General features: G+C 64.0%; 23 protein-coding genes. 13 read left to right on the forward strand and 10 right to left on the reverse strand.

The features are described 5' to 3' along the window. Positions 1-34: 34 nt before the first annotated feature. Positions 35-2,536 (reverse strand): ABC transporter permease, encoded by a 2,502-nt coding sequence (locus A9179_RS10140; RefSeq protein WP_187805692.1) that lies wholly within the window; start codon positions 2,534-2,536, stop codon positions 35-37. Next, positions 2,536-3,219: an ABC transporter ATP-binding protein gene (locus tag A9179_RS10145; protein WP_187805693.1), complete on the reverse strand. Its 684-nt coding sequence runs from the start codon at positions 3,217-3,219 to the stop codon at positions 2,536-2,538. Before A9179_RS10145 ends, A9179_RS10140 begins: the two co-directional genes overlap by 1 nt. Positions 3,220-3,229: 10 nt before the next feature. Between A9179_RS10145 and A9179_RS10150 the strand changes: the two genes are divergently transcribed. The 3 genes from A9179_RS10150 to A9179_RS10160 all read left to right on the forward strand — a co-directional run bounded on the left by A9179_RS10150 (position 3,230) and on the right by A9179_RS10160 (position 5,214). Continuing rightward, on the forward strand, positions 3,230-3,838 hold the full coding sequence (locus A9179_RS10150) for an arylesterase (RefSeq protein WP_187805694.1): 609 nt from the start codon (positions 3,230-3,232) through the stop codon (positions 3,836-3,838). A 56-nt stretch (positions 3,839-3,894) separates the two neighbouring features. Then, on the forward strand, positions 3,895-4,176 hold the full coding sequence (locus A9179_RS10155) for a hypothetical protein (protein WP_187805695.1): 282 nt from the start codon (positions 3,895-3,897) through the stop codon (positions 4,174-4,176). A gap of 75 nt (positions 4,177-4,251) precedes the next feature. Further along, a complete protein-coding gene (locus A9179_RS10160) occupies positions 4,252-5,214 on the forward strand; it encodes a L,D-transpeptidase family protein (RefSeq protein WP_187805696.1) in 963 nt (320 codons plus the stop codon). Between the two features lie 128 nt (positions 5,215-5,342). Here the strand turns inward: A9179_RS10160 and oprI are convergent, their stop codons facing one another. Beyond that, positions 5,343-5,594 (reverse strand): outer membrane lipoprotei OprI, encoded by a 252-nt coding sequence (gene oprI / locus A9179_RS10165; RefSeq protein WP_003448337.1) that lies wholly within the window; start codon positions 5,592-5,594, stop codon positions 5,343-5,345. Positions 5,595-5,927: 333 nt separating this feature from the next. Between oprI and A9179_RS10170 the strand changes: the two genes are divergently transcribed. Both A9179_RS10170 and A9179_RS10175 read left to right on the forward strand, forming a co-directional pair. Then, positions 5,928-7,193, forward strand: a complete 1,266-nt coding sequence (locus A9179_RS10170; RefSeq protein ID WP_187805697.1) for a hypothetical protein — start codon at positions 5,928-5,930, stop codon at positions 7,191-7,193. 19 nt (positions 7,194-7,212) lie between these two features. Further along, the gene (locus A9179_RS10175) at positions 7,213-7,494 is read left to right on the forward strand and encodes a GNAT family N-acetyltransferase (RefSeq protein ID WP_187805698.1); all 282 of its coding nucleotides are present in this window, start codon (positions 7,213-7,215) and stop codon (positions 7,492-7,494) included. A 60-nt stretch (positions 7,495-7,554) separates the two neighbouring features. Here the strand turns inward: A9179_RS10175 and A9179_RS10180 are convergent, their stop codons facing one another. Together A9179_RS10180 and A9179_RS10185 are read right to left on the reverse strand one after the other, a co-directional pair. Continuing rightward, on the reverse strand, positions 7,555-8,628 hold the full coding sequence (locus A9179_RS10180) for a 3-deoxy-7-phosphoheptulonate synthase (protein ID WP_187805699.1): 1,074 nt from the start codon (positions 8,626-8,628) through the stop codon (positions 7,555-7,557). 136 nt (positions 8,629-8,764) lie between these two features. Beyond that, positions 8,765-9,190, reverse strand: a complete 426-nt coding sequence (locus A9179_RS10185; protein ID WP_187805700.1) for a PilZ domain-containing protein — start codon at positions 9,188-9,190, stop codon at positions 8,765-8,767. Between A9179_RS10185 and A9179_RS10190 the strand changes: the two genes are divergently transcribed. The 5 genes from A9179_RS10190 to cysB all read left to right on the forward strand — a co-directional run bounded on the left by A9179_RS10190 (position 9,189) and on the right by cysB (position 13,125). Then, positions 9,189-9,575, forward strand: coding sequence for a YbbN family protein (locus tag A9179_RS10190; protein ID WP_187805701.1), 387 nt, complete (start codon positions 9,189-9,191; stop codon positions 9,573-9,575). The two genes, A9179_RS10185 and A9179_RS10190, sit on opposite strands and share 2 nt — an antisense overlap. Then, positions 9,575-10,522: a putative 2-dehydropantoate 2-reductase gene (locus tag A9179_RS10195; RefSeq protein ID WP_187805702.1), complete on the forward strand. Its 948-nt coding sequence runs from the start codon at positions 9,575-9,577 to the stop codon at positions 10,520-10,522. The genes A9179_RS10190 and A9179_RS10195 overlap by 1 nt, the downstream gene beginning before the upstream one ends. Positions 10,523-10,532: 10 nt before the next feature. Then, positions 10,533-11,441, forward strand: a complete 909-nt coding sequence (locus A9179_RS10200; RefSeq protein WP_187805703.1) for a 5'-nucleotidase — start codon at positions 10,533-10,535, stop codon at positions 11,439-11,441. Positions 11,442-11,522: 81 nt separating this feature from the next. Then, a complete protein-coding gene (locus tag A9179_RS10205; RefSeq protein WP_187805704.1) occupies positions 11,523-12,023 on the forward strand; it encodes a universal stress protein in 501 nt (166 codons plus the stop codon). Positions 12,024-12,150: 127 nt separating this feature from the next. Then, positions 12,151-13,125, forward strand: a complete 975-nt coding sequence (gene cysB / locus A9179_RS10210; protein WP_187805705.1) for an HTH-type transcriptional regulator CysB — start codon at positions 12,151-12,153, stop codon at positions 13,123-13,125. A 72-nt stretch (positions 13,126-13,197) separates the two neighbouring features. Here the strand turns inward: cysB and A9179_RS10215 are convergent, their stop codons facing one another. Then, positions 13,198-13,818 carry a phosphoadenosine phosphosulfate reductase domain-containing protein gene (locus tag A9179_RS10215; protein WP_187805706.1) on the reverse strand — a complete coding sequence of 207 codons (621 nt, stop codon included), beginning with the start codon at positions 13,816-13,818 and terminating at the stop codon, positions 13,198-13,200. Positions 13,819-13,961: 143 nt separating this feature from the next. Between A9179_RS10215 and thrH the strand changes: the two genes are divergently transcribed. Then, positions 13,962-14,579, forward strand: a complete 618-nt coding sequence (gene thrH, locus A9179_RS10220) for a bifunctional phosphoserine phosphatase/homoserine phosphotransferase ThrH (RefSeq protein ID WP_187805707.1) — start codon at positions 13,962-13,964, stop codon at positions 14,577-14,579. A gap of 141 nt (positions 14,580-14,720) precedes the next feature. Here the strand turns inward: thrH and pabB are convergent, their stop codons facing one another. The 4 genes from pabB to rloA form a co-directional block, all read right to left on the reverse strand. Beyond that, on the reverse strand, positions 14,721-16,073 hold the full coding sequence (pabB, locus tag A9179_RS10225; RefSeq protein ID WP_187805708.1) for an aminodeoxychorismate synthase component I: 1,353 nt from the start codon (positions 16,071-16,073) through the stop codon (positions 14,721-14,723). 104 nt (positions 16,074-16,177) lie between these two features. Further along, complete coding sequence (locus A9179_RS10230) at positions 16,178-17,164, reverse strand: alpha-L-glutamate ligase-like protein (protein WP_187805709.1); 987 nt, start codon at positions 17,162-17,164, stop codon at positions 16,178-16,180. Between the two features lie 4 nt (positions 17,165-17,168). Further along, positions 17,169-18,695 carry an osmotic stress tolerance membrane protein RloB gene (gene rloB / locus A9179_RS10235; RefSeq protein WP_187805710.1) on the reverse strand — a complete coding sequence of 509 codons (1,527 nt, stop codon included), beginning with the start codon at positions 18,693-18,695 and terminating at the stop codon, positions 17,169-17,171. A 5-nt stretch (positions 18,696-18,700) separates the two neighbouring features. Then, a complete protein-coding gene (gene rloA, locus A9179_RS10240; protein ID WP_187805711.1) occupies positions 18,701-19,234 on the reverse strand; it encodes a retropepsin-like aspartic peptidase RloA in 534 nt (177 codons plus the stop codon). 282 nt (positions 19,235-19,516) lie between these two features. On the opposite strand from rloA, the gene A9179_RS10245 reads away from it, so the two are divergent. Then, complete coding sequence (locus tag A9179_RS10245; RefSeq protein WP_187805712.1) at positions 19,517-20,239, forward strand: GntR family transcriptional regulator; 723 nt, start codon at positions 19,517-19,519, stop codon at positions 20,237-20,239. After that, positions 20,236-21,123: a methylisocitrate lyase gene (prpB, locus tag A9179_RS10250; protein WP_187805713.1), complete on the forward strand. Its 888-nt coding sequence runs from the start codon at positions 20,236-20,238 to the stop codon at positions 21,121-21,123. The genes A9179_RS10245 and prpB overlap by 4 nt, the downstream gene beginning before the upstream one ends. The last annotated feature ends 13 nt before the right edge of the window (positions 21,124-21,136 follow it).

The raw sequence follows: 21,136 nt of genomic DNA on the forward strand, positions 1-21,136 counted from the left end.
AGGTCGGGAAGGTGGCGGGATTCTAGCAAGCCGCTCAACCTTCCCGCAGTACCGTCAGCGGGCTGCTGTTGAGCGCCCGGCGCGTGCCCAGGGTGCCGGCTGCGGCGATCAGCAGGGCGCCCAGCAGTGGCAGCAGCAGAAGCCAGGGATGCGGCTGCCAGGCCAGGTCGAGGGCGAAGCGGTAGAGCAGGAAGCTCACCAGTTCGCAGCCGAGGGCGGCGAGTAGGCCGCTGACGGCACCGAGCAGGGCGAACTCGGTGCGCCGGGCCGCCACCAGCAGTCGGCGTTCGGCGCCCAGGGCGCGCAGCAGGGCGCCCTGGCGGATGCGCTCATCGAGGGTCGCCTGCAGGCCGGCAAACAGCACGCTGAGACCAGCGGCGAGAACGAACAGGAGGACATATTCGACCGCCAGGGTGACCTGGGCGAGGATGCTGCGCAGTTGCTCCAGCAGTGCCTCGACCTGCAGCAGGGTGACCGCCGGGAAGGCGCGGGCCAGCTCCACCAGTTTCTGCTCGCTGTGCGGCGGCAGGTAGAAGCTGGTCAGGTAGGTGGTGGGCAGATCCTGCAGGGTGCCGGGCTGGAAGACCATGTAGAAGTTGGGTTGGAAGCTGTCCCAGTCGACCTTGCGCAGGCTGCTGACCCGGGCCTGGCGCTGCAGCCCGCCGACGCTGAAGGTGAGCACGTCGCCGAGGGATATCTGCAGGCTCTGCGCCAGTCGCGATTCCACCGACACCACGGCCAGGCCGTCCGGGCGCGGCGCTTCCCACCAGTGCCCGGCCAGCAGCTGGTTGCCACTGGGCAGCTGCTCGGACCAGGTCAGGGTCAGGTCGCGCTGGGTGGCGCGCTCGCCCTCGGAGTCCTTGCTGACCTGCTGCTGCACCGGCTTGCCGTTGATCTCGGTCAGGCGCCCGGCCACGGCGGGGTAGAGCACCGCCGGGGTGGGGGTCAGGCGGGCCAGGTGGGCGGCGAAGGCGGCCTGCTCGGCTGGCAGCACATTGAGCGCGAAGTGATTGGGCGACTCGGCCGGTAGCTGCGCCTGCCAGGTGTCCAGCAGCTCGCTGCGCAGCAAGACGATCAGGCCCATGCTGAGTAGGATCAGGCCGAACGCCAGAGCCTGGCCGGCGGCGGCCAGCGGGTAGCGCAGCAGCTGGCCGAGCCCCAGGCGCCAGGGCAGGCTGGCCGTGGCCAGCAGGCGGCGCAGGCTGTGCAGGCCGAGCACCAGCAGGCCGCCGAGCAGCAGGGTGGCGAGCAGGCCACCACCGAGCAGGGCCAGGGTCAGGCGCAGATCCAGGCTCAGCCGCCACATGATCAGCCCCAGGGCCAGTAGCGCCGCACCGTACACCAGCCAGGAGCTCGGCGGCACGGGCAGCAGGTCGCGACGCAGCACCCGCAGCGGCGGAACGCGGCCCAGCGCCGCCAACGGTGGCAGGGCGAAACCGGCCAGAGCGACCAGCCCGGTGGCGATCCCGGCCAGTGCCGGCAGAGCGCCGCCCGGTGGCACGCCTGCAGGCATCAGGCCCTGGAGCAGCTTGAACAGCACCAGTTGGCCGACCCAGCCGAGCAGAGCACCAAGTAGGCTGGCCAGCAGACCGAGCAAGGCCAGTTGCAGGCCGAACAGCTGCAGCGCTTCGCGACGTGACAGGCCCATGCAGCGCAGCAGGGCGCTGGCATCGAAACGGCGGGCGGCGAAACGGGCCGCGGACAGTGCCACGGCCACGCCGGCCAGCAGCACGGCGGCCAGGCTGGCGAGGTTCAGGTAGCGCTCGGCACGACCAAGGGCGCCGCCGATCTGCCGATTGCCGTCGCGGGCGCCGAGCAGCTCCTGATGGGCGGCCAGGCCCGGTTCGATTTGCTGCTGGTATTGCTGCAGCGCTTCCGTAGTGCCACGCCACAGTTCGCGGTAGCGCACCCGGCTGCCGGGTTGCACCACGCCGGTGGCGGGCAGGTCGGCCAGGTTCATCAGTATTCGTGGCGTCAGGCTGTAGAAGTCGCCGGCACGATCCGGTTCGTAGGTCAGTACCCGGCTCAGGCGCAGGGGCAGGTTGCCGACCTCGATGGACTGGCCGATCTGCAGATCGAGAGCGGCCAGCAGGCGGGCCTCGACCCACACCTCGCCGGGCGCCGGGCCACCGCCAGCCTGTTCCGCCTGGTAGAGCGCCGCGGCGCTTTTCAGGGCGCCGCGCAGCGGATAGTTGGGGCTCGCCGCCTTGACGCTGGCCAGCTGAATGCCCTGGTCGGTGGCGATCACGCTGGAGAATTCCACCACCTGAGCGTGCTCCAGGCCCAGCTGCCGGCCGCGCTCGAGCTGCTCGGCGCTGGCCGGGGCGCTGCCGTTCAGCAGCAGGTCGGCACCGAGGAACTCGGTGGCGCGCAGCAGCATGGCGCCGTTCAGGCGGGCACTGAAGAAGCCGATGGCGGTGCTGGACGCCACGGCGATCAGCAGGGCGAAGAACAGCACGCGCAGCTCGCCGGCTCGCGCATCGCGCAGCAGCTGGCGCAGCGCCAGGTTCAGCAGGTGCAGACGAGGCGCGTGCATCAGGGCTCCACGCTGTCGACCAGGCGACCGCCTTCCAGGCGGATCAGGCGCCGGCAGCGATGGGCCAGGCGTTCGTCGTGAGTGACCAGTACCAGGGTGGTGGCGCCTTCGCGGTTGAGCTCGAATAGCAGGTCGCTGATGCGCTCGCCGGTATGGCTATCGAGGTTGCCGGTCGGCTCGTCGGCGAACAGCACCGCCGGTTCGGCGGCAAAGGCGCGGGCCAGGGCGACTCGCTGCTGCTCGCCGCCGGACAGTTGGCGCGGGTAGTGACTCAGGCGCGCCTCCAGGCCGACTCGGCGTAGCAGCTCGCGAGCCTGCTCGCGGGCATCGCGGCGGGCCTTCAGCTCCAGCGGCAGCATGACGTTTTCCAGGGCGTTGAGGTTGTCCAGCAGTTGGAAGGACTGGAAGACGAAGCCGACTTGCTCGGCGCGCACCCGGGCGCGCTGGTCTTCGTCCAGGCGGGTGAGTTCATGGCCGGCCAGGAAGACGTCGCCGCTACTGGGCAGATCCAGGCCGGCCAACAGGCCAAGCAGGGTGGATTTGCCCGAGCCGGAGCTGCCGACTATGGCCAGGCTGTCGCCACGCTCGAGGTCGAAGCTGAGGTCGTGGAGAATGTCCAGCTCGCCTTCCGCGCTGGAAACCACTTTGCTAAGGTGCCGCGCAGAAAGAATGCTGGCGCTCATGGAGAGTCCGATGCGTGCGTCGTGGTGGGTAAGCGGTGTCTTGGCACTGCTGTGTTGGGCGCAGGGTGTGCAGGCTGCCACCCTGCTGGTCGTCGGCGATAGTATCAGCGCCGCTTTTGGCCTGGATACCCGGCAGGGCTGGGTCAGCTTGCTGGAAAAACGCCTGGCCGAGGGCGGTTTGGCCTACCAGGTGGTCAATGCTTCGATCAGTGGCGACACCAGCTCGGGCGGCCTGGCACGCCTGCCGGCGCTGCTTGCAGAGCATCGGCCGCAGGTGGTGATCATCGAGCTGGGCGGCAACGATGGCCTGCGCGGTCAGGCGCCTGGGCAATTGCAACAGAATCTTGCGAGCATGATCGAGCAGTCCCGTGCCGCCGGTGCGCAGGTGCTACTGCTGGGGATGCGCCTGCCACCCAACTACGGGACGCGCTATACCCAGGCGTTCGCCGAGGTCTACAGCACGCTGGCCAGGGATAAGCAGGTCGCTCTGGTGCCGTTCTTCATGGAAGGCGTCGGCGGTGTCGATGGCATGATCCAGAGCGACGGCATCCACCCCTCTGCGGCGGCGCAGACACGCCTGCTGGACAATGCCTGGCCGCTGCTGCAGCCCTTGCTCTGACGCTTCCCCGGCTGCTGGCTTTCCGCTATCGTGGCAATCCTTCCCCGGAGCACTCGATGCCGCGTCCTGCCTGGTCTCTGCACGCCTACCAACTGATCGTACCGGACGAACAGCTGGATCTGTTCGCCTGTCGCGAGGCGCGCGTGCACCTGGTGGCCCGCCAGCTGGAGCTGGGCAGCCATGCCGACCGAACCCTGTGCGGCGGTCTGCTGCCGGCCTTGCCGGTGATGTGCGAGGTGCTGCGCCCCAGCCTGCGCGACAAGCGCCTGTGCCCCTCCTGTCGCAGCGTGCTGGAAGCCCAGCGCCAGGGCGAGCGGCCAATCTGGGCTGATGCCTGAGGGCTCCCCGGCACGCGGCCGCCCGGTGTACAATCCCGAGTCTTTCCATCAGCCATTTTTGCCAAGGATTTCCGGATGTTGTCGCGCGTTCCAGCCGTCGCCCGTTCCCTGACACTCACCAGTCTCTTCATGGCTGGTTCCGCCGCAGCCCTCGAGCTACCCCTGCCGCCACCTGGCGAGGATATCGTCGGTCAGGTGCAGGTCATCAAGGCCAAGTACGAAGACACCTTTGCCGACCTGGGCGTGGCCAATGACCTCGGCTACCTGGAAATGGTGGCGGCCAACCCGGGCGTCGATCCCTGGTTGCCGGGCGTCGGTACGGAAATCGTGCTGCCGACTCGCTTCATCCTGCCGCCGGGGCCGCGCGAAGGTATCGTGATCAACCTCGCCGAGTACCGCATGTACTACTTCCCGAAAGGGCAGAACGTAGTGCACACCTTCCCGCTGGGGATCGGTCGTGAAGGCTGGGGTTCGCCCATTGCCCACACCACCATCACCGGCAAGACGCCGAATCCGGGCTGGTCGCCGCCAGCTTCGATCCGTGCCGAGCACGCTGCCGATGGCGATCCGCTGCCGGCCTATGTGCCGCCAGGCCCGGACAACCCGCTGGGGCCGTTCAAGTTCACCCTCGGTACGCCGGGCTACCTGATCCACGGTTCGAACAAGAAGTTCGGTATCGGCATGCGTGTCAGCCATGGCTGCTTCCGCATGCTCAACCAGAATGTGCTGGAACTGGCGAAGATGGCGCCGGTGGGTACTTCGGTGCGCATCCTCAACGAGCCCTACAAATTTGGTCTGAGTGGCGGCAAGGTCTACCTCGAAGCCCATGCGCCGCTGGATGACCAGGGCGCGCCCTCGGTGGTCGACAAGCACACTGCAGTGATCAACGCACTGCTCAAGCGTGATGACCTGGCCGGTCGCCTGCGTCTGGACTGGGAGGTGGTGCGTGATGTGGTGGCGGCTGAAGACGGTCTGCCCGTGGAAATTGCTGTGCCGCAGGATCCGGTGATCCAGGGCGAGGCGCCGCTCGAGCTCTGATCGCGTTACATCTGAAGAGCCCGTCGTCTGGTAACAGCGGCGGGTTTTTTATTGGCTGCGATTTACTGTGGGCAATAAAAAAGCCGACTCGGCGAACCGGGTCGGCTTCTTCAAAGCCTTGGCAAGAATTACTTGCGGCTGGCTTTTTCCAGCATGCGCAGAGCGCGCTCGTTGGCTTCGTCAGCGGTCTGCTGAGCCTTCTGAGCAGCGGCCAGAGCTTCGTCAGCTTTGCGGTAGGCTTCGTCAGCACGAGCCTGAGCGCGAGCAGCTGCGTCTTCGGTAGCGGTCAGACGGGCTTCGGTTTCTTTGGAGACGCTGCTGCAACCGGTAGCCAGAACAGCTGCCAGGGCCAGAGCAGAGAATTTCAGAACGTTGTTCATCGTGTTCCCCTTAAGGTGGACTTTCCATAAAAGCAACTTCCCGAGCTTGGGAAATTAGCCGGGCTACATACTACTCATTACTTGTAGTAAGTAAACTGACCTTGCGCAAGAGAGACGTTTTTTTTTCGCTACAGCACAACTTTTCATCTTTTTGTATAAAAAACATACAGTTCTGATGGGGTTGCGGACTCTCGCACGCGCTTGAGTACGAGTTAAGACGACGAGTTGCCACGTCTTTTCAGTTCGCATGGCTGGCAAACTGACAGCCTGTTACCATCGCTCCTGCCAACCATCCGGATGGATGTAATCCCGGAATTAATCAAGGACGTCCAAATGTCGAAGCTCGTTAAATGGGGCCTGTTCTCCATTCTTGCGATTGCACTTCTTATCAAGGTCTCGCTCTGGCTCTCGGTGCGTTCGATCATGAATGATGCGGTGCAGCAGTTGTCCCCTTTCATGCAGGTCAGCTACTCGGGGATCACTTCTTCTTTCGACGGGCGGGTTGGTGTATCGGGCATCAAGGTGAGTGTGCCGGCAGCCAATGACGAATTTCGCATCGAGCATGCGGAACTCAAGTTCAAGGGGCTGATGGATCTGCTGTCGTTCAGGGAGCGACTGGCGGAGGGCAAGTTTCCCGAGCAGATGGCGGTAAACATCAAGGGACTGGCCCTTGAGGTGCACGGCCCGTTCATGGAAGCACTCAAGGCGCCGAGCACCGAGAAGAATCTGGATAGCGCGCTGTCCAGCGTCGCCTGCGGCAACGTCGACAGCATTGGTGTCGATCAGCTGCTGGAGATGGGCTATCGCACGCTGGAGACCGACGCGCAGTTCTCCTACCTGTTCCAGCCGGGGGCGCAGACCCTGACGTTCAACATGACGGCCGATACCCGCGACATGGGTGAGTACCGGGTCAGCCTGTCGCTGGCCAACATGTCGGAGAAACCGGGCGATCTGCGGGTCAATCCGCCGCGGGTGTCGATGATGACCCTCGAGCTGAATGACAACCAGTACCAGCGCAAGGTCAACAGCTACTGCGCCGGCAAGATGGGGCAGAGCGACGAGGTCTATCTGCAGACGGCCCTGGAGCATCTGGACAGCTCCCTGCGTTCGCAGCGGATTGCCCTGGATCCCAAGTTGCTGGCGGCGCTGGGTGGCTACCTCAAGGATCCGCAGGCGCTGCGGGTCGAGCTGAACCCGACCGAGGGCATGACCTGGGACGGTCTGCAGTTCTTCGAGGCCAAGGATGTGGTGGCGATGCTGCGGCCGGTACTGCTGATCAATCAGCAGTCGGTGGAACCCCTGGCGTTTTCTTGGGTCGATCCACGAGCGGCGCGCGAACCTGAGCCGAATGAGCTGGTACGCGCCGAAGTGGTCGAGCAGACCCAGGCCTCGCCACAATACGAGTTCGTCAGTGTTGCCAGCCTGCCCGACTATGCTGGCAAACGGCTACAGTTCATTACTTATGATGGTGCCTATTATCAGGGCGTCCTGCATAAGGTGGAAAATGGCAAGGCATTCCTGAGCGTGCAGTTCGGCACGGGCAACGCGGAGATGTTTCTCCGCTTGGAAAAGATCGATAAGGTAAGGGTTCTCTTCTAGAGCCCGTTGAGGAGCAGAAATGAGCGAGGCGTTATCCATCCGTCATGACCAGGCCGGCCATCAGTTCGAGGCCGTCGTCGAAGGTCATCGTGCTTACCTGGCCTACATGGATCTGGGCAAGCAGACGCTGGATATCTACCGCACCTTCGTCCCCAATCCCCTGCGTGGCCGTGGCATTGCCGCGGCCCTGACCGAGCAGGCGCTGAGCTACGCCGAGAGCATGGGCTATACCGTGATCCCCTCGTGTTCCTATGTCGAACGCTACCTCGAGCGGCGCCAGCGCCAGCAGCTCAAGCACTGAGGTTGGAGCGGCCAAATAAAAACGCCGGGCATTGCCCGGCGTTTTTGTTGGCGCATGTGCTTAGCGCTGGCGCTTGGGCAGCACGTCCTTGAGTTTGGCGTGCATGCTGCGCAGGGTCTTCTCGGTGGCATCCCAGTCGATGCAGGCATCGGTGATGGAAACGCCGTACTTGAGATCGCAGAGATCCTTCGGAATCGACTGGCTACCCCAGCCCAGGTGGCTCTCGACCATCAGGCCAACGATCGAGTTGTTGCCTTCGAGAATCTGGTTGGCGACGTTCTCCATCACCAGCGGCTGCAGGGCAGGATCCTTGTTGGAGTTGGCGTGGCTGCAGTCGACCATGATGTTCGGACGAATCTTCGCCTTGTTCAGTTCCTGCTCGCAGATAGCCACGCTGACCGAGTCGTAGTTCGGCTTGCCGTTGCCGCCACGCAGCACCACATGGCCGTAGGCGTTGCCCTTGGTGGTGACGATGGAGACGCCGCCTTCCTGGTTGATGCCGAGGAAGCGGTGCGGGCTGGAGACCGATTGCAGGGCGTTGATCGCCACAGTCAGGCCGCCGTCGGTACCGTTCTTGAAGCCCACTGCCGAGGACAGGCCGGAAGCCATCTCGCGGTGGGTCTGGGATTCGGTGGTACGGGCGCCGATGGCCGACCAGCTGATCAGATCCTGCAGGTATTGCGGGGAGATCGGGTCGAGCGCTTCAGTGGCGGTGGGCAGGCCCATTTCGGCCAGGTCGCGCAGCAGCTGGCGGCCGATGTGCAGGCCATCCTGGATCTTGAACGAGTCGTCGAGGTACGGATCGTTGATCAGTCCCTTCCAGCCCACGGTGGTGCGCGGCTTCTCGAAATACACGCGCATGATCAGGAACAGGCTGTCCGACACCTCGGCGGCCAGTGCCTTGAGGCGCTCGGCGTACTCGTGGGCGGCCTTGATGTCGTGGATCGAGCAGGGGCCGACCACTACGAACAGGCGGTGATCCTTGCCGTCGAGGATGTTGCGCACCACTTCGCGGCCATGGGCCACGGTGCGCTGGGCGGCGTCGGTGAGGGGGATTTCGCGCTTGAGCTGCGCCGGGGTGATCAGGGTTTCGTTGGAAGAAACGTTGAGATCGTCGATCGGTAAATCAGCCATCGTGTTACTCATCAGGTCCGGATGCCTGGCGCCAGGGGCGCGGCATTGTTATGGGCGCAGCGGGGAAGCGGAACCTTAGCGCGTTAAGGCCCGGCTCGACAATGGGCCAGAGGTGGTAAGTGGCGGGAAATGACCGCTAGAGCGGGTTCAGGCTGGCGCTGGAAAATTCCGCGGCGTGCATGGCTATCCACTCGCTGGCAACCGCCTCGACCGGGATGGCCTGGCCCAGTTCGAGCTCGCGCTGGTGGCGGTAGTGCTCGATCTGGCAGACCTGCTCGACCATGCGCGCGCGGAACAGGGTGTCCTCGTCGATGAACGCGATGCCCACCAGGTAGTCCTGTGGCTGTTTGCGGCACCAGGCGACCACGCCTGGATAGCAGGCCTGCTCGCCCAGCAGGGGGATGCGCAGTTCGACCGCCGTCCCCTTGCGAAAGCCCTTGCTGGAATTGCATGCAACCCCGCCGAGACTGATATTGTTCAACCTTTGCCGGGGCAGGAACGCATGTTTGCGCTGCACCAACTCAACCGGCATGTCGCTCGGGTGACGCAGAAAACGCCGCATGTTGACTACTCCGGATGCCACTCATTTGACATCACTGACCTTCAGTATAGTGCCCAGTCTCGAGCTGACCGACTTCGATGCCGACCGCCAGTTGCTGGATCTGCCGGGCACCTCGCTGGTGATATTCACCAGCATAGGCTGTGCCAGCTGCCGCTGGGCGCGTCGCGAGCTGTCTGGCATGGGCCTGCCAGTCGAGCGCCTGTGCTGGGTGGATGCCGGAGAGAACGGCGGCCTGGTGCAGCGTTATGGCGTTTTCCACTTGCCTGGTCTGTTTCTGGTTCGTGATGGTCAATTCTTTGGCGCGGTGCAGTCCCCGCTGCACGCAACCGTACTTGCAGTCGCCTTGCGCCAGGCCCTGGCGCGAGAGCCGGAGGAGCTACCTTGATGGACGAACAGCGCAAGCCGCGGATCGGCATTATCGGCACCGGGGCCATCGGTGGTTTCTACGGGCTGATGCTGGCGCGCGCCGGTTTCGATGTGCATTTCCTGCTGCGCAGTGAATACGCGGCAGTGGCCGCCAATGGCCTGCTGCTCAACAGCGCCGTGCATGGTCGCCTGCAGCTGCCGGTCGTGCAGGCCTGGGCAAGCGCGGAGCAGATGCCGCCCTGCGACTGGCTGCTGGTCGGCACCAAGACCACCGGCAACCTGGAGATCGCGCCGCTACTGGCTCGGGTTGCCGTGCCAGGGGCCAGGATCGTGCTGCTGCAGAACGGCCTGGCTGTCGAGGAGCAGGTGCGCCCCTTGCTACCGGACTCGCTGCATCTGCTGGGTGGCTTGTGTTTCATCTGCGTGCACCGGGAAGCGCCGGGGGTAATCGCGCACCAGGCCCTGGGCGCCGTCAATCTTGGCTACCACTCCGGCCCTGCGGTGACCGCGGCCGCACAGCAGGCCGTAGTGGAAGAGGGTGCGGCACTGTTTCGCGCGGCCGGGCTGGACAGCTTGGCGATGCCCAGCCTGGAGCAGGCGCGCTGGCAGAAACTGGTATGGAACGTGCCGTACAACGGCCTCTCGGTGCTGCTGCGCACTGGCACCCGCGAGCTGATGGGCAATACCGACAGCCAGGAACTGATCCGCGCCCTGATGCAGGAAGTGGTACAGGGCGCTGCCGCCTGCGGCCACGGTATGCCGGAGGGCTATGCCGACAGCCTGCTGGCGGCCACCGCGCGGATGCCCGACTACCTGCCGAGTATGTACCATGATTTCGCGCAGCAGCGTCCGCTCGAGCTGCAGGCCATCTACGGGGCCCCCTTGCAGGCGGCTGCCGCGGCCGGATGCGAGCTGCCCAAGGTGCGCATGCTCTATCAGGCGCTGCGCTTTCTGGATCAACGCTGAGGAGGCTGGCATGGGCAAGGGGCTGGGTGACAAGCTGGTGCTGGCGATCTCCTCGCGGGCACTGTTCGACCTGAGCGACAGTCATCGCATCTATGAAAGCGAAGGCGTCGAAGCCTACCGCCAGTACCAGATCGACCATGAGGACGAGATCCTCGCTCCGGGTGATGCCTTTCCCCTGGTGCAGAAGCTGCTCAGTCTCAATGCCCGCCTGGAGCAGGCGCGGGTCGAGGTGGTGCTGGTCTCGCGTAACAGCGCCGACACCGGCCTGCGCGTATTCAACTCGATCCAGCACCATGGCCTGGGCATCTCGCGCGCGGCCTTCGTCGGCGGGCGTAGCCCGTACCCCTACCTGGCGGCCTTCGGCAGCCACCTGTTCCTCTCCACCCATGCCGAAGATGTGCGCAGCGCCCTGGAGGCGGGGTTCGCCGCGGCGACCATTCTCTCCGGCGGCGCGCACCGGGCGGCCAGCAACGAGCTGCGCTTCGCCTTCGATGGCGACGCGGTGCTGTTTTCCGATGAGTCCGAGCGGGTCTATCAGCAGGGCGGCCTGGAGGCCTTCCAGAATCACGAGAAGGCTTCGGCCCGCGAGTTGCTGGGCGGCGGGCCGTTCAAGCCGTTCCTCTATGCGCTCAACCGCCTGCAGCGCGAATTCGCCGAGGAGAACTGCCCGATCCGCACTGCGCTGGTCACCGCACGCTCGGCGCCGGCCCATGAGCGGGTCATCCGTACCCTGCGCGAGTGGGATATCCGCCTGGACGAGTCGCTGTTCCTCGGCGGCCTGGACAAGGCGGCGTTCCTCGAGGCCTTTGCCGCCGACGTGTTCTTCGATGATCAGGCTGGCCACTGCGAGAAAGCGCGCGAGGTGGTGGCCACCGGCCATGTGCCCCACGGCGTGAGCAACGAGCTGCTGCAGCGCTAGTCCGCCCGTCCGCCAGCCTTGCGCGCCACGGCGCGCTGCTAAGCTCAGAACAGGGCCGCTGGCGGGTTTCCGGGAGGCCGCATGTTTCGTTCGATCCTATATGCCACCGATCTGGGGCTGTACGCGCCTTATGTCCTGCAACATGCCATGTCGCTGGCGCGGGCCTACCAGGCGGAGCTGTATGTGGTACACGCGGTCGAGCCGATGGGCCTGTTTGCCGAGTCGGTGCTGCAGACCTACCTCGACGAGAAGACCCTGGAGGAGCTGCGCAGCAAGGGCCTGAGCACAGTCATGGCAAGCATCGAGCTACGGGTGCTGGAAGGCTTTCGCGATGAGCTGGGAGAGCTACAGCAGGATGGCGAGACGATCCGCAATGTGCGAGTGCTCCAGGGCGATCCGGCGCAGGTGATTCTGGAGGAGGCGCGGAAACTGGGCGTCGATCTGCTGGTCGTAGGCAGTCACAGCCATGGCGAAGCGCGACAGACGGCGCTGGGGCGTACGGCCGCGCGGGTGCTGCAACTGGCGGAGATTCCGGTCTACCTGGTGCCCATGCTGCAACACCGGGCGCGCACCGACTTATGACAAATCCTTAGACGAACGGCGTGCAAAACTCAAAAAATCGTCTAGTTTTATTCGTTAAACCATTAATATGGTTATATAAAGGTCGCTGGCCAGTCAGGCTGCGTCTATCTGCTTTTGAGGGATATCTATGAAGCTGCAGCAGTTGCGCTACATCTGGGAAGTGGCGCACCACGATCTCAACGTCTCGGCCACGGCCCAGAGCCTGTACACCTCGCAGCCCGGCATCAGCAAGCAGATACGCTTGCTGGAAGACGAACTGGGGGTCGAGGTCTTCGCCCGCAGCGGCAAGCACCTGACCCGCATCACCCCGGCGGGCGAACGGATCATCACCACGGCTGGCGAAATCCTGCGCAAGGTCGAGAGCATCAAGCAGATTGCCCAGGAATTCTCCAACGAGAAGAAGGGTACCCTGTCCATTGCCACCACCCACACCCAGGCACGCTACGCGTTGCCGCCGGTGATCAGTGGCTTCATTAAGCAGTACCCGGAAGTGGCCCTGCACATGCATCAGGGCACGCCGATGCAGATCGCCGAGATGGCAGCCGACGGCACCGTCGACTTCGCCATCGCCACCGAGGCGCTGGAGCTGTTCGGCGACCTGGTGATGATGCCCTGCTACCGCTGGAACCGCTGCGTAATCGTGCCCCAAGGCCATCCGCTGACCAAGCTGCCGAAGCTCACCCTGGAAGCTCTGGCCGAACACCCGATCGTCACCTACGTATTCGGTTTCACCGGCCGCTCCAAGCTAGACGAAGCCTTCAGCCATCGCGGCCTGACGCCAAAAGTGGTATTCACCGCGGCCGACGCCGACGTGATCAAGACCTATGTGCGCCTGGGGCTGGGCGTTGGCATCGTGGCGCGCATGGCGGTCGACGCCAAGCTCGATAACGACCTAGTGGTGCTGGATGCCAGCGACCTGTTCGAGTCCAGCGTGACCAAGATCGGCTTCCGTCGTGGTACCTTCCTGCGTGGCTTCATGTGCGACTTCATCGAGAAGTTCGCTCCGCACCTGACCCGCGACGTGATGGCCAAGGCGGTGCAGTGCCACACCAAGGCCGAGCTGGACGAGCTGTTCGACGGGGTCAAGCTGCCGGTCTACTGAGTCCGACGGGTTGCACGACAATGCAAAAGGGGCGCTCCAGAGCGCCCCTTTTGTTTGTGCAGTGTACTGCCGTCAGTGGTTCAGGTGCAGGCCGCACTCGCGGTTGTCTTCGCCCTTGGTCGGGTCGAAGTAGTCGAAGTTGTTCGGCAGGTTGTGCTGTACCAGGTACTGATAGAGATCCTTGGAACTCCAGTGCAGCAGGGGTGCGACCTTGATCAGGCCGTCCGGGTTGATGCTCACCGGATCCATCTGCGCCCGCACGGCGGTGTCACTGGCGCGCAGGGCGGTGAACCAGACCTGCGGTGCTGCTTCACGTAGGGCGCGGGCGAAGGGCTCAAGCTTGACCTCGGCGGTGAAGGCCTCGTGACGCGGATCGTCGAGCGCCGGTACCGGCCCGTCGATGGCTTCGCGATGCGCGCGCGAGCGCAGCGGCAGGTAGGTCTTCAGGTTCAGCTTGAGCAGCTGGCTGACTTCATCGGCGAACTTGTAGGTCGCTTCGGTGTTGTAGCCGTTGTCCATCCAGATGATCTGGGTATCCGGCTTGACCCGGGTGACCATGTGCAGGATCACCGCCTCGAAAGGGCGGAAGTTGGTGGTGCAGATCGTGGTCTTGCCCAGACCCAGTGCCCACTCCACGAGTTTTTCGGCATCTTTTCCGAGTTCGGCGTTGATGCGATCCAGGTCGAACGTCATCTGTGCTGTCCTGTCGATTGGCAGTGAAATCAAGGTGGGTGATGGTATCACAGGGGCGTCTGACGCAGGCCAACTGCCGGTTTACCAGCTCTGCGGCATGCTGATAGAGTGCCGCCCCTCAAACAACCTGTTAGGAGACTCCCGTGGAAATCGCCTGCCTCGACCTCGAAGGTGTTCTGGTTCCGGAAATCTGGATCGCTTTCGCCGAAAAAACCGGTATCGAAGCACTCAAGGCCACCACCCGGGACATTCCCGACTACGACGTGCTGATGAAGCAGCGTCTGCGCATCCTCGATGAACACGGCCTGAAGCTGGCCGACATCCAGGAAGTGATCGCCACCCTCAAGCCACTGGAGGGTGCTGTGGAATTCGTTGACTGGCTGCGCGAGCGCTTCCAGGTGGTGATCCTGTCCGACACCTTCTACGAGTTCTCCCAGCCGCTGATGCGCCAGCTGGGTTTCCCGGCCCTGCTGTGCCACAAGCTGATCACCGACGAGACCGATCGCGTGGTGGGCTACCAGCTGCGCCAGAAGGATCCCAAGCGTCAGTCGGTCATTGCCTTCAAGAGCCTGTACTACCGTGTGATCGCCGCCGGCGACTCGTACAACGACACCACCATGCTCAGCGAAGCCCATGCCGGCATCCTGTTCCATGCTCCGGACAATGTCATTCGCGAGTTCCCGCAGTTTCCGGCAGTGCACACCTATGAAGACCTCAAGCGCGAGTTCCTCAAGGCATCGGTGCGCGATCTGAGCCTGTAAGGTTCAACGCCGCAGCAACAAGGCCCGCCATGCGCGGGCCTTGTCGTTTCTATGGTCGCGGATCCCCGCTTGCGCGAGGGCGGAGCTGGGGCTTGGGTGCGGAGGTGAGCTTGTAGGGCGGGTGAAGCCCGCGTATGCACCTCAGAAGCCGGAGAGCTGCTCCAGGGTCTGCAGCAGCACCTTCACCTTGGTGATCGATTCCTGGTACTCGGCCTGCCAGTCGGAGTCGGCAACGATGCCGCCGCCGCCCCAGCAGCTGACCTGGCCGTCCTTGACCAGCAGGCTGCGGATGGCGATGGAGCTGTCCAGCTCGCCACGCACATCCAGGTACAGCAGCGAGCCGCAGTACAGGGAGCGACGGGTCGGCTCCAGCTCGTCGATGATCTGCATGGCGCGGATCTTCGGTGCGCCGGTGATCGAGCCGCCGGGGAAGCTGCCGGCAATCAGATCCAGCGCATCCTGGTCGGCAGCCAGCTCACCGGTGACCGCGCTGACCAGATGGTGGACGTTGGGGTAGCTTTCCAGCGCGAACAGCTCCGGCACCCGTACCGAACCGATGCGGCAGGTGCGGCCCAGGTCATTGCGCAGCAGGTCGACAATCATCAGGTTCTCCGCCCGATCCTTGGCGCTGGCCTGCAGCTCGGCGGCCTGGGCAGCGTCCTCGGCCGGCGTGGCGCCGCGCGGGCGGGTGCCCTTGATCGGGCGGGTTTCCACCTGGCCGCGGCTGACCTGCACATAGCGTTCTGGCGACAGGCTGAGAATGGCGTCGTCGCCGTCCAGGGCCTGGAAGCCGGCAAAGGGAGTGGGGCAGGCGGCCCGCAGAGCCAGGTAGGCGGCCCAGGGGTCGCCAGCGCAGGGCGCCTGGAAGCGCTGGGCAAAGTTGACCTGGTAGCAGTCGCCAGCCTGGATGTAGCGCTGGATGCGCTCGATGGCACGGCGGTAGTCGTCCGCCGTGAGCTCGGCGCGAAATGCCTGCAGCAGGCGGAAGCTGGCCGCAGGTGTGGCCAGGCTGGTGCTGAACAGCTGGATCAGGCGTTGCCGCTCGCTGGTCGGGAGCTGCGGGTGGAACACCAGCTGGCTGGTCTGCTGGTGGTGATCGCTGACCAGTGCCCAGGCGTAGAGGCCGAAGCGCGCCTCAGGCAGCTGCAGATCATCCCGAGCCTGATCCGGCAGCTGCTCCAGGCGTCGACCGAAGTCATAGGCTAGGTAGCCGATCAGCCCGCCGGTAAACGGCAGCTCGCAGGCCGTGGGGGCTTCGGCGCGGCCCAGGCGAGCCAGGCCACTGCGCAGGCGCTGGAAGAATGCCGCGCCTGGCTCATCTGCTGCGGGGTGATAGGTCTCCACGGGCCAGGCGCTGAGCAGGTCGAAGCGCCCGCGTCCGGCCTGCGGCCGACCGGCATCGAGCAGCACGGCGCTCGGTGCGCGGCGTATGGCGGCAAAATAGACGCTAGGGTCGGCCTGGTAGGGCAGGGCGTGGATCTGGCAGAGGCTCATGCGCAGGTGTCTAGGGCAGGGGAAGGCGATTGTAGAACGCCGGCGATCCGTCTTCATAATGAAAAAGCCCGGCCGGAGCCGGGCTTGATCGTGCAAGGAAGGAATCAGGTTTCCTTCGGCTTGACGTGTCCGAACAGCTGCTGAGAGAAGCGTACGCGGTCTTCCACGCTCTCCTTCACATCGTTCTTCGCCAGCTCGGCGATGCGCGCTTCCACCGCGTGAGCACGGTGGGTCAGGCCGCAGTCGTTGGCGATCTGGATGTTCAGGCCGGGACGGGCGTTGAGCTCGAGAATCAGCGGGCCTTTCTCCTCGTCCAGCACCATGTCCACACCAATGTAGCCGAGACCGCACAGCTCGTAGCAACCGGCGGCCAGCTTCATGAAACCATCCCAGTTGGGCAGCTGCACGCCGTCCACCGCATTGGTGGTGTCCGGGTGCTTGGTGATCTTGTTGTTCAGCCAGGTGCCGCGCAGGGTCAGACCGGTGGCCAGGTCGACGCCGACGCCGATGGCGCCCTGGTGCAGGTTGGCCTTGCCGTTGGACTGGCGAGTCGGCAGGCGCAGCATGGCCATCACCGGGTAGCCCATCAGGACGATGATGCGGATGTCCGGCACGCCTTCGTAGCTGATGCTCTTGAAGATCGGATCCGGGGTGACGCGGTATTCGATCAGCGCGCGGTCGCGATGGCCGCCGAGGGAGTACAGGCCGGTAAGGATGCTCGACAGCTGGTGCTCGATGTCTTCCTGGCTGACGATCTTGCCGGAGACCGTCTTGTAGCGACCCTCGAACTTGTCGGCGATCACCAGGATGCCGTCACCGCCGGCACCCTGCGCCGGCTTGATCACGAAGTCAGTGCGGTCGCCGATGATCTCCGAGAACTTCTCGATTTCCTTCTCGGTGGAGATGATCCCGTACAGCTCCGGCACATGAATGCCGGCCTCGATCGCACGCTCCTTGGTGATGATCTTGTCATCGACGATCGGGTACAGGTGCCGTTTGTTGTACTTCAGCACGTAGTCCGCGTTGCGCCGATTGATGCCCATGATGCCTTTGGCTTCCAGGGCTTTCCACGTCTTGATCAGGCCGAACATGGGCTCAATCCTTCAGGAAGGCTTTGAAACGGAACAGCTCGGTCAGGCGGTAGCCGCGGTAGCGACCCATCGCCAGCATGAAGCCCACCATGATCAGCAGCACCGCCGGGAAGGTGAAGATGAAGTAGGTCAGCTGCGGTACGGTCATCAGCAGGTGCGCCAGGGTGGCGGCGAACAGGGTGCCGATGGCGACCTTGAAGGCGTGCGAGGCGCCGCGCTCTTCCCAGGTAATGGACAGGCGTTCGATGGTCATGGTCAGGATCACCATCGGGAACAGGGCTACCGACAGGCCGCGCTCCAGGCCCAGCTTGTGGCTGAGCAGGCTGATCACGGCGATCAGTACCACCACGAAGGTCAGTACTACCGACAGCCTTGGCAGCATCTGCAGCTTGAGGTGTTCCAGATAGGAGCGTAGCGACAGGCCCAGCGCGGTGATCAGCGAGAACAGCACGATGCCGAAGCCCAGCTGGGTCTCGCGGAAGGCCAGGGCGATCAGTACCGGGGTGAAGGTGCCGAGAGTCTGCAGGCCGCCGAGGTTGCGCAGGATCAGGATCACCAGCACGCCGATCGGGATCATGATCATGATCTGGTAGGTCTGCTGGGTCTGCAGCGGCAGGCCGTACAGCGAGTATTCGAGGAAGTCGGCGTCGGTATTCTCGTCGGTCTGCTTGGCCAGGCGGATGGCGTTCATCTCGCTGTTGTTCAGGGTGAAGGTGACCTGAGCCTTCTTGCCGCCTTCGAGGCTGATCAGTTGCTCGTCACCGGTCCACCACACCAGGCGATCGACCGGCAGGCCGCGCTCGCCGCTTTCCGGGTTGAAGTACAGCCAGTTCTCGCCGTTGAAGCTACGCAGCCACAGCTCCGGGGTTTGCGGCTGGTCGGCAACCAGGCGGATGGTGTGCACGCGCTCCATCGGTACGTGGGCGATGGACAGCAGCAGCTCGATGATGCGGGCCTTGTTCGGGGTCGAGGTGTCGCCGGCCAGCAGCAGCTTGACGTTGTCGTCATTGAGGTTGTTGACGCGCTTGATGGTCTCGCTGATGAAGGTGTCGACATCCGCCGAATGCTGGCGGATGGGGGCGAGCAGGGCTTCGGCGGCGATCTTCTCGGCGCCCTCGACGGGGATGCTGTCGCGGTAGATCAAGCCTTTGGACTTGGGCTTCTCGTCGCTATAGCGCTGGGTCAGTACCAGACGATAGTAGAGAGTCTGGTTGCCGCTGGCACGGCGCGCCGACCAGGTCACCCGGCGGTTGCCGTCGATGCGGTTGACGCTGAAGCCGAAGTTGTTGGAGATGAAGCTCTCGTTGAGGCTCACATACTCCTGGTTCAGCGGCGGTACGAACATCTGCACCTTGACCGGATCGTGCGGATTGGCCTGGAACTCGACCTTGGCGTCGATGTTCCACACTTCATCGGTCTCATCCTCGGTCACCGGGATATTGAGATAGAAGATCTGGTAGGCCGTAACCAGAACGCCCACGGTCACCAGCAGGGTGATAAGGACTTTCAGATGCAGGGTCAAGGATCGCATGAGTATTACTCGGCAGCGGTGACTGGAGAGCAGGCGGGTTTGCCAGCGGCGTATTTGAGACTGGGATCGACCAGGGCGTCCAGGCGTTTGAGCGCCTCGGAACCGATCAGCAGGGGATACTGGAAGGCACTGCGGTCGGTCAGGTTCACTTCGATGCTGCGCCGTACCTTGCCCATGCACACTTCCAGTTCGATGACCGGGCGTGCGGTGTAGGTCTTGCCTTCTTCAGGGTCGAAGTCGCCGGCGCGGCGTTTGATCTTACTGATACGGGCCAGCGGTCGCTCGATGGGATGGCTGTGGGCATCGTCGATAGCCAGGTAGAAGCGCACCCAGGTCTCGCCGTCACGTTTGAAGCGCTTGATATCGCGGGCGCTGAGGGAGGCGGTCTTGGCGCCGGTATCGAGTTTGGCGGCGACTTGCAGGTCGAGGTCGTTCAGGCTGACGTACTCGTTCAGGCCGTACACGGTCTTTTCAGCGGCGAGACTGAGGCCCGGCAGTAGGGCGCAACAGAGGAGAAGGGCGAAGGGCTCGAGTCTCATAAATCCTGTGGTGTTCGCGTCGTCGGGGCCGGTGACCGGCAGCAAGGCGGTAGCCGGCAACACAGCAGTCTAGCAGGCATGGCAAAAGGTCCCGCCCGGCGCATGCGGACGGCATTCTAACATGGGGTTTTTCTGCTGTAACAGACGCTTATGTGCGTTTCTGCAGGTTGAATACAGGATTTGATCTGCCGTTGTGCTTTTTTGGATTGTCGACAATCGGTGTTGACCGTACGCATTGCAGGGGGGTAATTTCCGCTCAACAGTGAATACGTGTCGACAATCATGCTTGAGCAACTCGAACCCACAATCGTCGATCAGGATGAATCGGAAACCCTGGCGGAGTCGGTCTTCCGGCGTATCCAGGCGGCCATCGTGTGCGGCGAGATCGCTCCGGGCAGCAAGATCTCCGAGCCGGAGCTGGCCCGTACCTATGGCATCAGTCGTGGCCCGCTGCGCGAGGCGATTCACCGTCTGGAGGGCCAGCGCCTGCTGGTGCGGGTGCCGCATGTGGGCGCGCGGGTGGTGTCGCTGAGCCATGCCGAGTTGATCGAGCTGTACGAGATCCGCGAGTCCCTCGAAGGCATGGCCTGCCGCCTGGCGGCGGAGCGCATGACCCAGAACGAGATCGACGAGCTGCGCCGGGTGCTCGATCTGCACGAGCAGGATGCTGCCTTCCAGGCTGGCGTCGGCTACTACCAGCAGGAAGGCGACTTCGACTTCCACTACCGGATCATCCAGGGCAGCGGCAACAAGACCCTGGCGCAGATGCTCTGTGGCGAGCTGTACCAGCTGGTGCGCATGTACCGCCTGCAGTTCTCCGCCACGCCCAATCGCCCACGGCATGCCTTTGCCGAACACCACCGCATTCTCGATGCCATCGCCGACCGTGACGGCGAGCTGGCCGAACTGCTGATGCGCCGTCACATCGGCGCATCCAAGCGCAATATCGAGCGCCACTACCAGGAAGCGCTCGCCAACCCGTCCAAAACACGAGGTGAGTCATGAGTGTAACAACCCCCGGCCAGCGCTTTCGCGATGCCATCGCTGCCGAGCAGCCGCTGCAGGTGATCGGCGCGATCAACGCCAACCACGCGCTGCTGGCCAAGCGTGCCGGCTTCCGTGCCATCTACCTGTCCGGTGGCGGCGTTGCCGCAGGCTCCCTGGGCCTGCCGGATCTGGGTATCAACACCCTGGATGACGTGCTCACCGACGTGCGCCGCATCACCGACGTCTGCGACCTGCCGCTGCTGGTGGATATCGACACCGGTTTCGGCCCCAGCGCCTTCAACATCGAGCGCACCGTCAAAAACCTGATCAAGGCCGGTGCCGCTGCCGCCCATATCGAAGACCAGGTCGGCGCCAAGCGCTGCGGTCACCGCCCGGGCAAGGAAATCGTCTCCACCGAGGAGATGGCTGATCGCGTGAAAGCCGCGGCCGACGCCAAGACTGACCCGAACTTCTTCCTGATTGCCCGTACCGACGCGATCCAGGCCGAAGGTGTGGATGCCGCCATCGAGCGCTGCCTGCGCTACGTCGAGGCCGGTGCCGATGCGATCTTCGCCGAGGCGGCCTACGACCTGCCGACCTACAAGCGCTTCGTCGACGCGCTGAACGTGCCGATCCTGGCCAACATCACCGAATTTGGCGCCACTCCGCTGTTTACCCGCGATGAGCTGGCCTCGGTCGGCGTGGCCATCCAGCTGTATCCGCTGTCGGCGTTCCGTGCGGCCAACAAGGCTGCGGAAAGTGTCTACACCTCGATCCGTCAGAACGGTCACCAGAAAGATGTGATCGAACTGATGCAGACCCGTGCCGAGCTGTACGACCGCATTGGCTACCACGCCTTCGAGCAGAAGCTCGACGCGCTGTTCGCTGCCGGCAAGAAGTGACCGGCCCGCAGGC

The sequence above is a fragment of the Pseudomonas alcaligenes genome (assembly GCF_014490745.1).
GTDB classification, from domain to species: domain Bacteria; phylum Pseudomonadota; class Gammaproteobacteria; order Pseudomonadales; family Pseudomonadaceae; genus Aquipseudomonas; species Aquipseudomonas alcaligenes_C.

What these genes read in the sequence shown, in the direction of transcription:
- A9179_RS10245 (WP_187805712.1), top strand. Translation starts at nt 19,517, where the DNA reads ATGCTTGAGCAACTCGAACCCACAATCGTCGATCAGGATGAATCGGAA.
- A9179_RS10175 (WP_187805698.1), top strand. Translation starts at nt 7,213, where the DNA reads ATGAGCGAGGCGTTATCCATCCGTCATGACCAGGCCGGCCATCAGTTC.
- rloA (WP_187805711.1), bottom strand. Translation starts at nt 19,234, where the DNA reads ATGAGACTCGAGCCCTTCGCCCTTCTCCTCTGTTGCGCCCTACTGCCG.
- pabB (WP_187805708.1), bottom strand. Translation starts at nt 16,073, where the DNA reads ATGAGCCTCTGCCAGATCCACGCCCTGCCCTACCAGGCCGACCCTAGC.
- A9179_RS10205 (WP_187805704.1), top strand. Translation starts at nt 11,523, where the DNA reads ATGTTTCGTTCGATCCTATATGCCACCGATCTGGGGCTGTACGCGCCT.
- A9179_RS10155 (WP_187805695.1), top strand. Translation starts at nt 3,895, where the DNA reads ATGCCGCGTCCTGCCTGGTCTCTGCACGCCTACCAACTGATCGTACCG.
- A9179_RS10185 (WP_187805700.1), bottom strand. Translation starts at nt 9,190, where the DNA reads ATGCGGCGTTTTCTGCGTCACCCGAGCGACATGCCGGTTGAGTTGGTG.
- A9179_RS10140 (WP_187805692.1), bottom strand. Translation starts at nt 2,536, where the DNA reads ATGCACGCGCCTCGTCTGCACCTGCTGAACCTGGCGCTGCGCCAGCTG.
- A9179_RS10200 (WP_187805703.1), top strand. Translation starts at nt 10,533, where the DNA reads ATGGGCAAGGGGCTGGGTGACAAGCTGGTGCTGGCGATCTCCTCGCGG.
- A9179_RS10145 (WP_187805693.1), bottom strand. Translation starts at nt 3,219, where the DNA reads ATGAGCGCCAGCATTCTTTCTGCGCGGCACCTTAGCAAAGTGGTTTCC.
- A9179_RS10150 (WP_187805694.1), top strand. Translation starts at nt 3,230, where the DNA reads ATGCGTGCGTCGTGGTGGGTAAGCGGTGTCTTGGCACTGCTGTGTTGG.
- cysB (WP_187805705.1), top strand. Translation starts at nt 12,151, where the DNA reads ATGAAGCTGCAGCAGTTGCGCTACATCTGGGAAGTGGCGCACCACGAT.
- A9179_RS10170 (WP_187805697.1), top strand. Translation starts at nt 5,928, where the DNA reads ATGTCGAAGCTCGTTAAATGGGGCCTGTTCTCCATTCTTGCGATTGCA.
- A9179_RS10160 (WP_187805696.1), top strand. Translation starts at nt 4,252, where the DNA reads ATGTTGTCGCGCGTTCCAGCCGTCGCCCGTTCCCTGACACTCACCAGT.
- A9179_RS10230 (WP_187805709.1), bottom strand. Translation starts at nt 17,164, where the DNA reads ATGTTCGGCCTGATCAAGACGTGGAAAGCCCTGGAAGCCAAAGGCATC.
- A9179_RS10180 (WP_187805699.1), bottom strand. Translation starts at nt 8,628, where the DNA reads ATGGCTGATTTACCGATCGACGATCTCAACGTTTCTTCCAACGAAACC.
- A9179_RS10195 (WP_187805702.1), top strand. Translation starts at nt 9,575, where the DNA reads ATGGACGAACAGCGCAAGCCGCGGATCGGCATTATCGGCACCGGGGCC.
- A9179_RS10190 (WP_187805701.1), top strand. Translation starts at nt 9,189, where the DNA reads ATGTTGACTACTCCGGATGCCACTCATTTGACATCACTGACCTTCAGT.
- prpB (WP_187805713.1), top strand. Translation starts at nt 20,236, where the DNA reads ATGAGTGTAACAACCCCCGGCCAGCGCTTTCGCGATGCCATCGCTGCC.
- oprI (WP_003448337.1), bottom strand. Translation starts at nt 5,594, where the DNA reads ATGAACAACGTTCTGAAATTCTCTGCTCTGGCCCTGGCAGCTGTTCTG.
- rloB (WP_187805710.1), bottom strand. Translation starts at nt 18,695, where the DNA reads ATGCGATCCTTGACCCTGCATCTGAAAGTCCTTATCACCCTGCTGGTG.
- A9179_RS10215 (WP_187805706.1), bottom strand. Translation starts at nt 13,818, where the DNA reads ATGACGTTCGACCTGGATCGCATCAACGCCGAACTCGGAAAAGATGCC.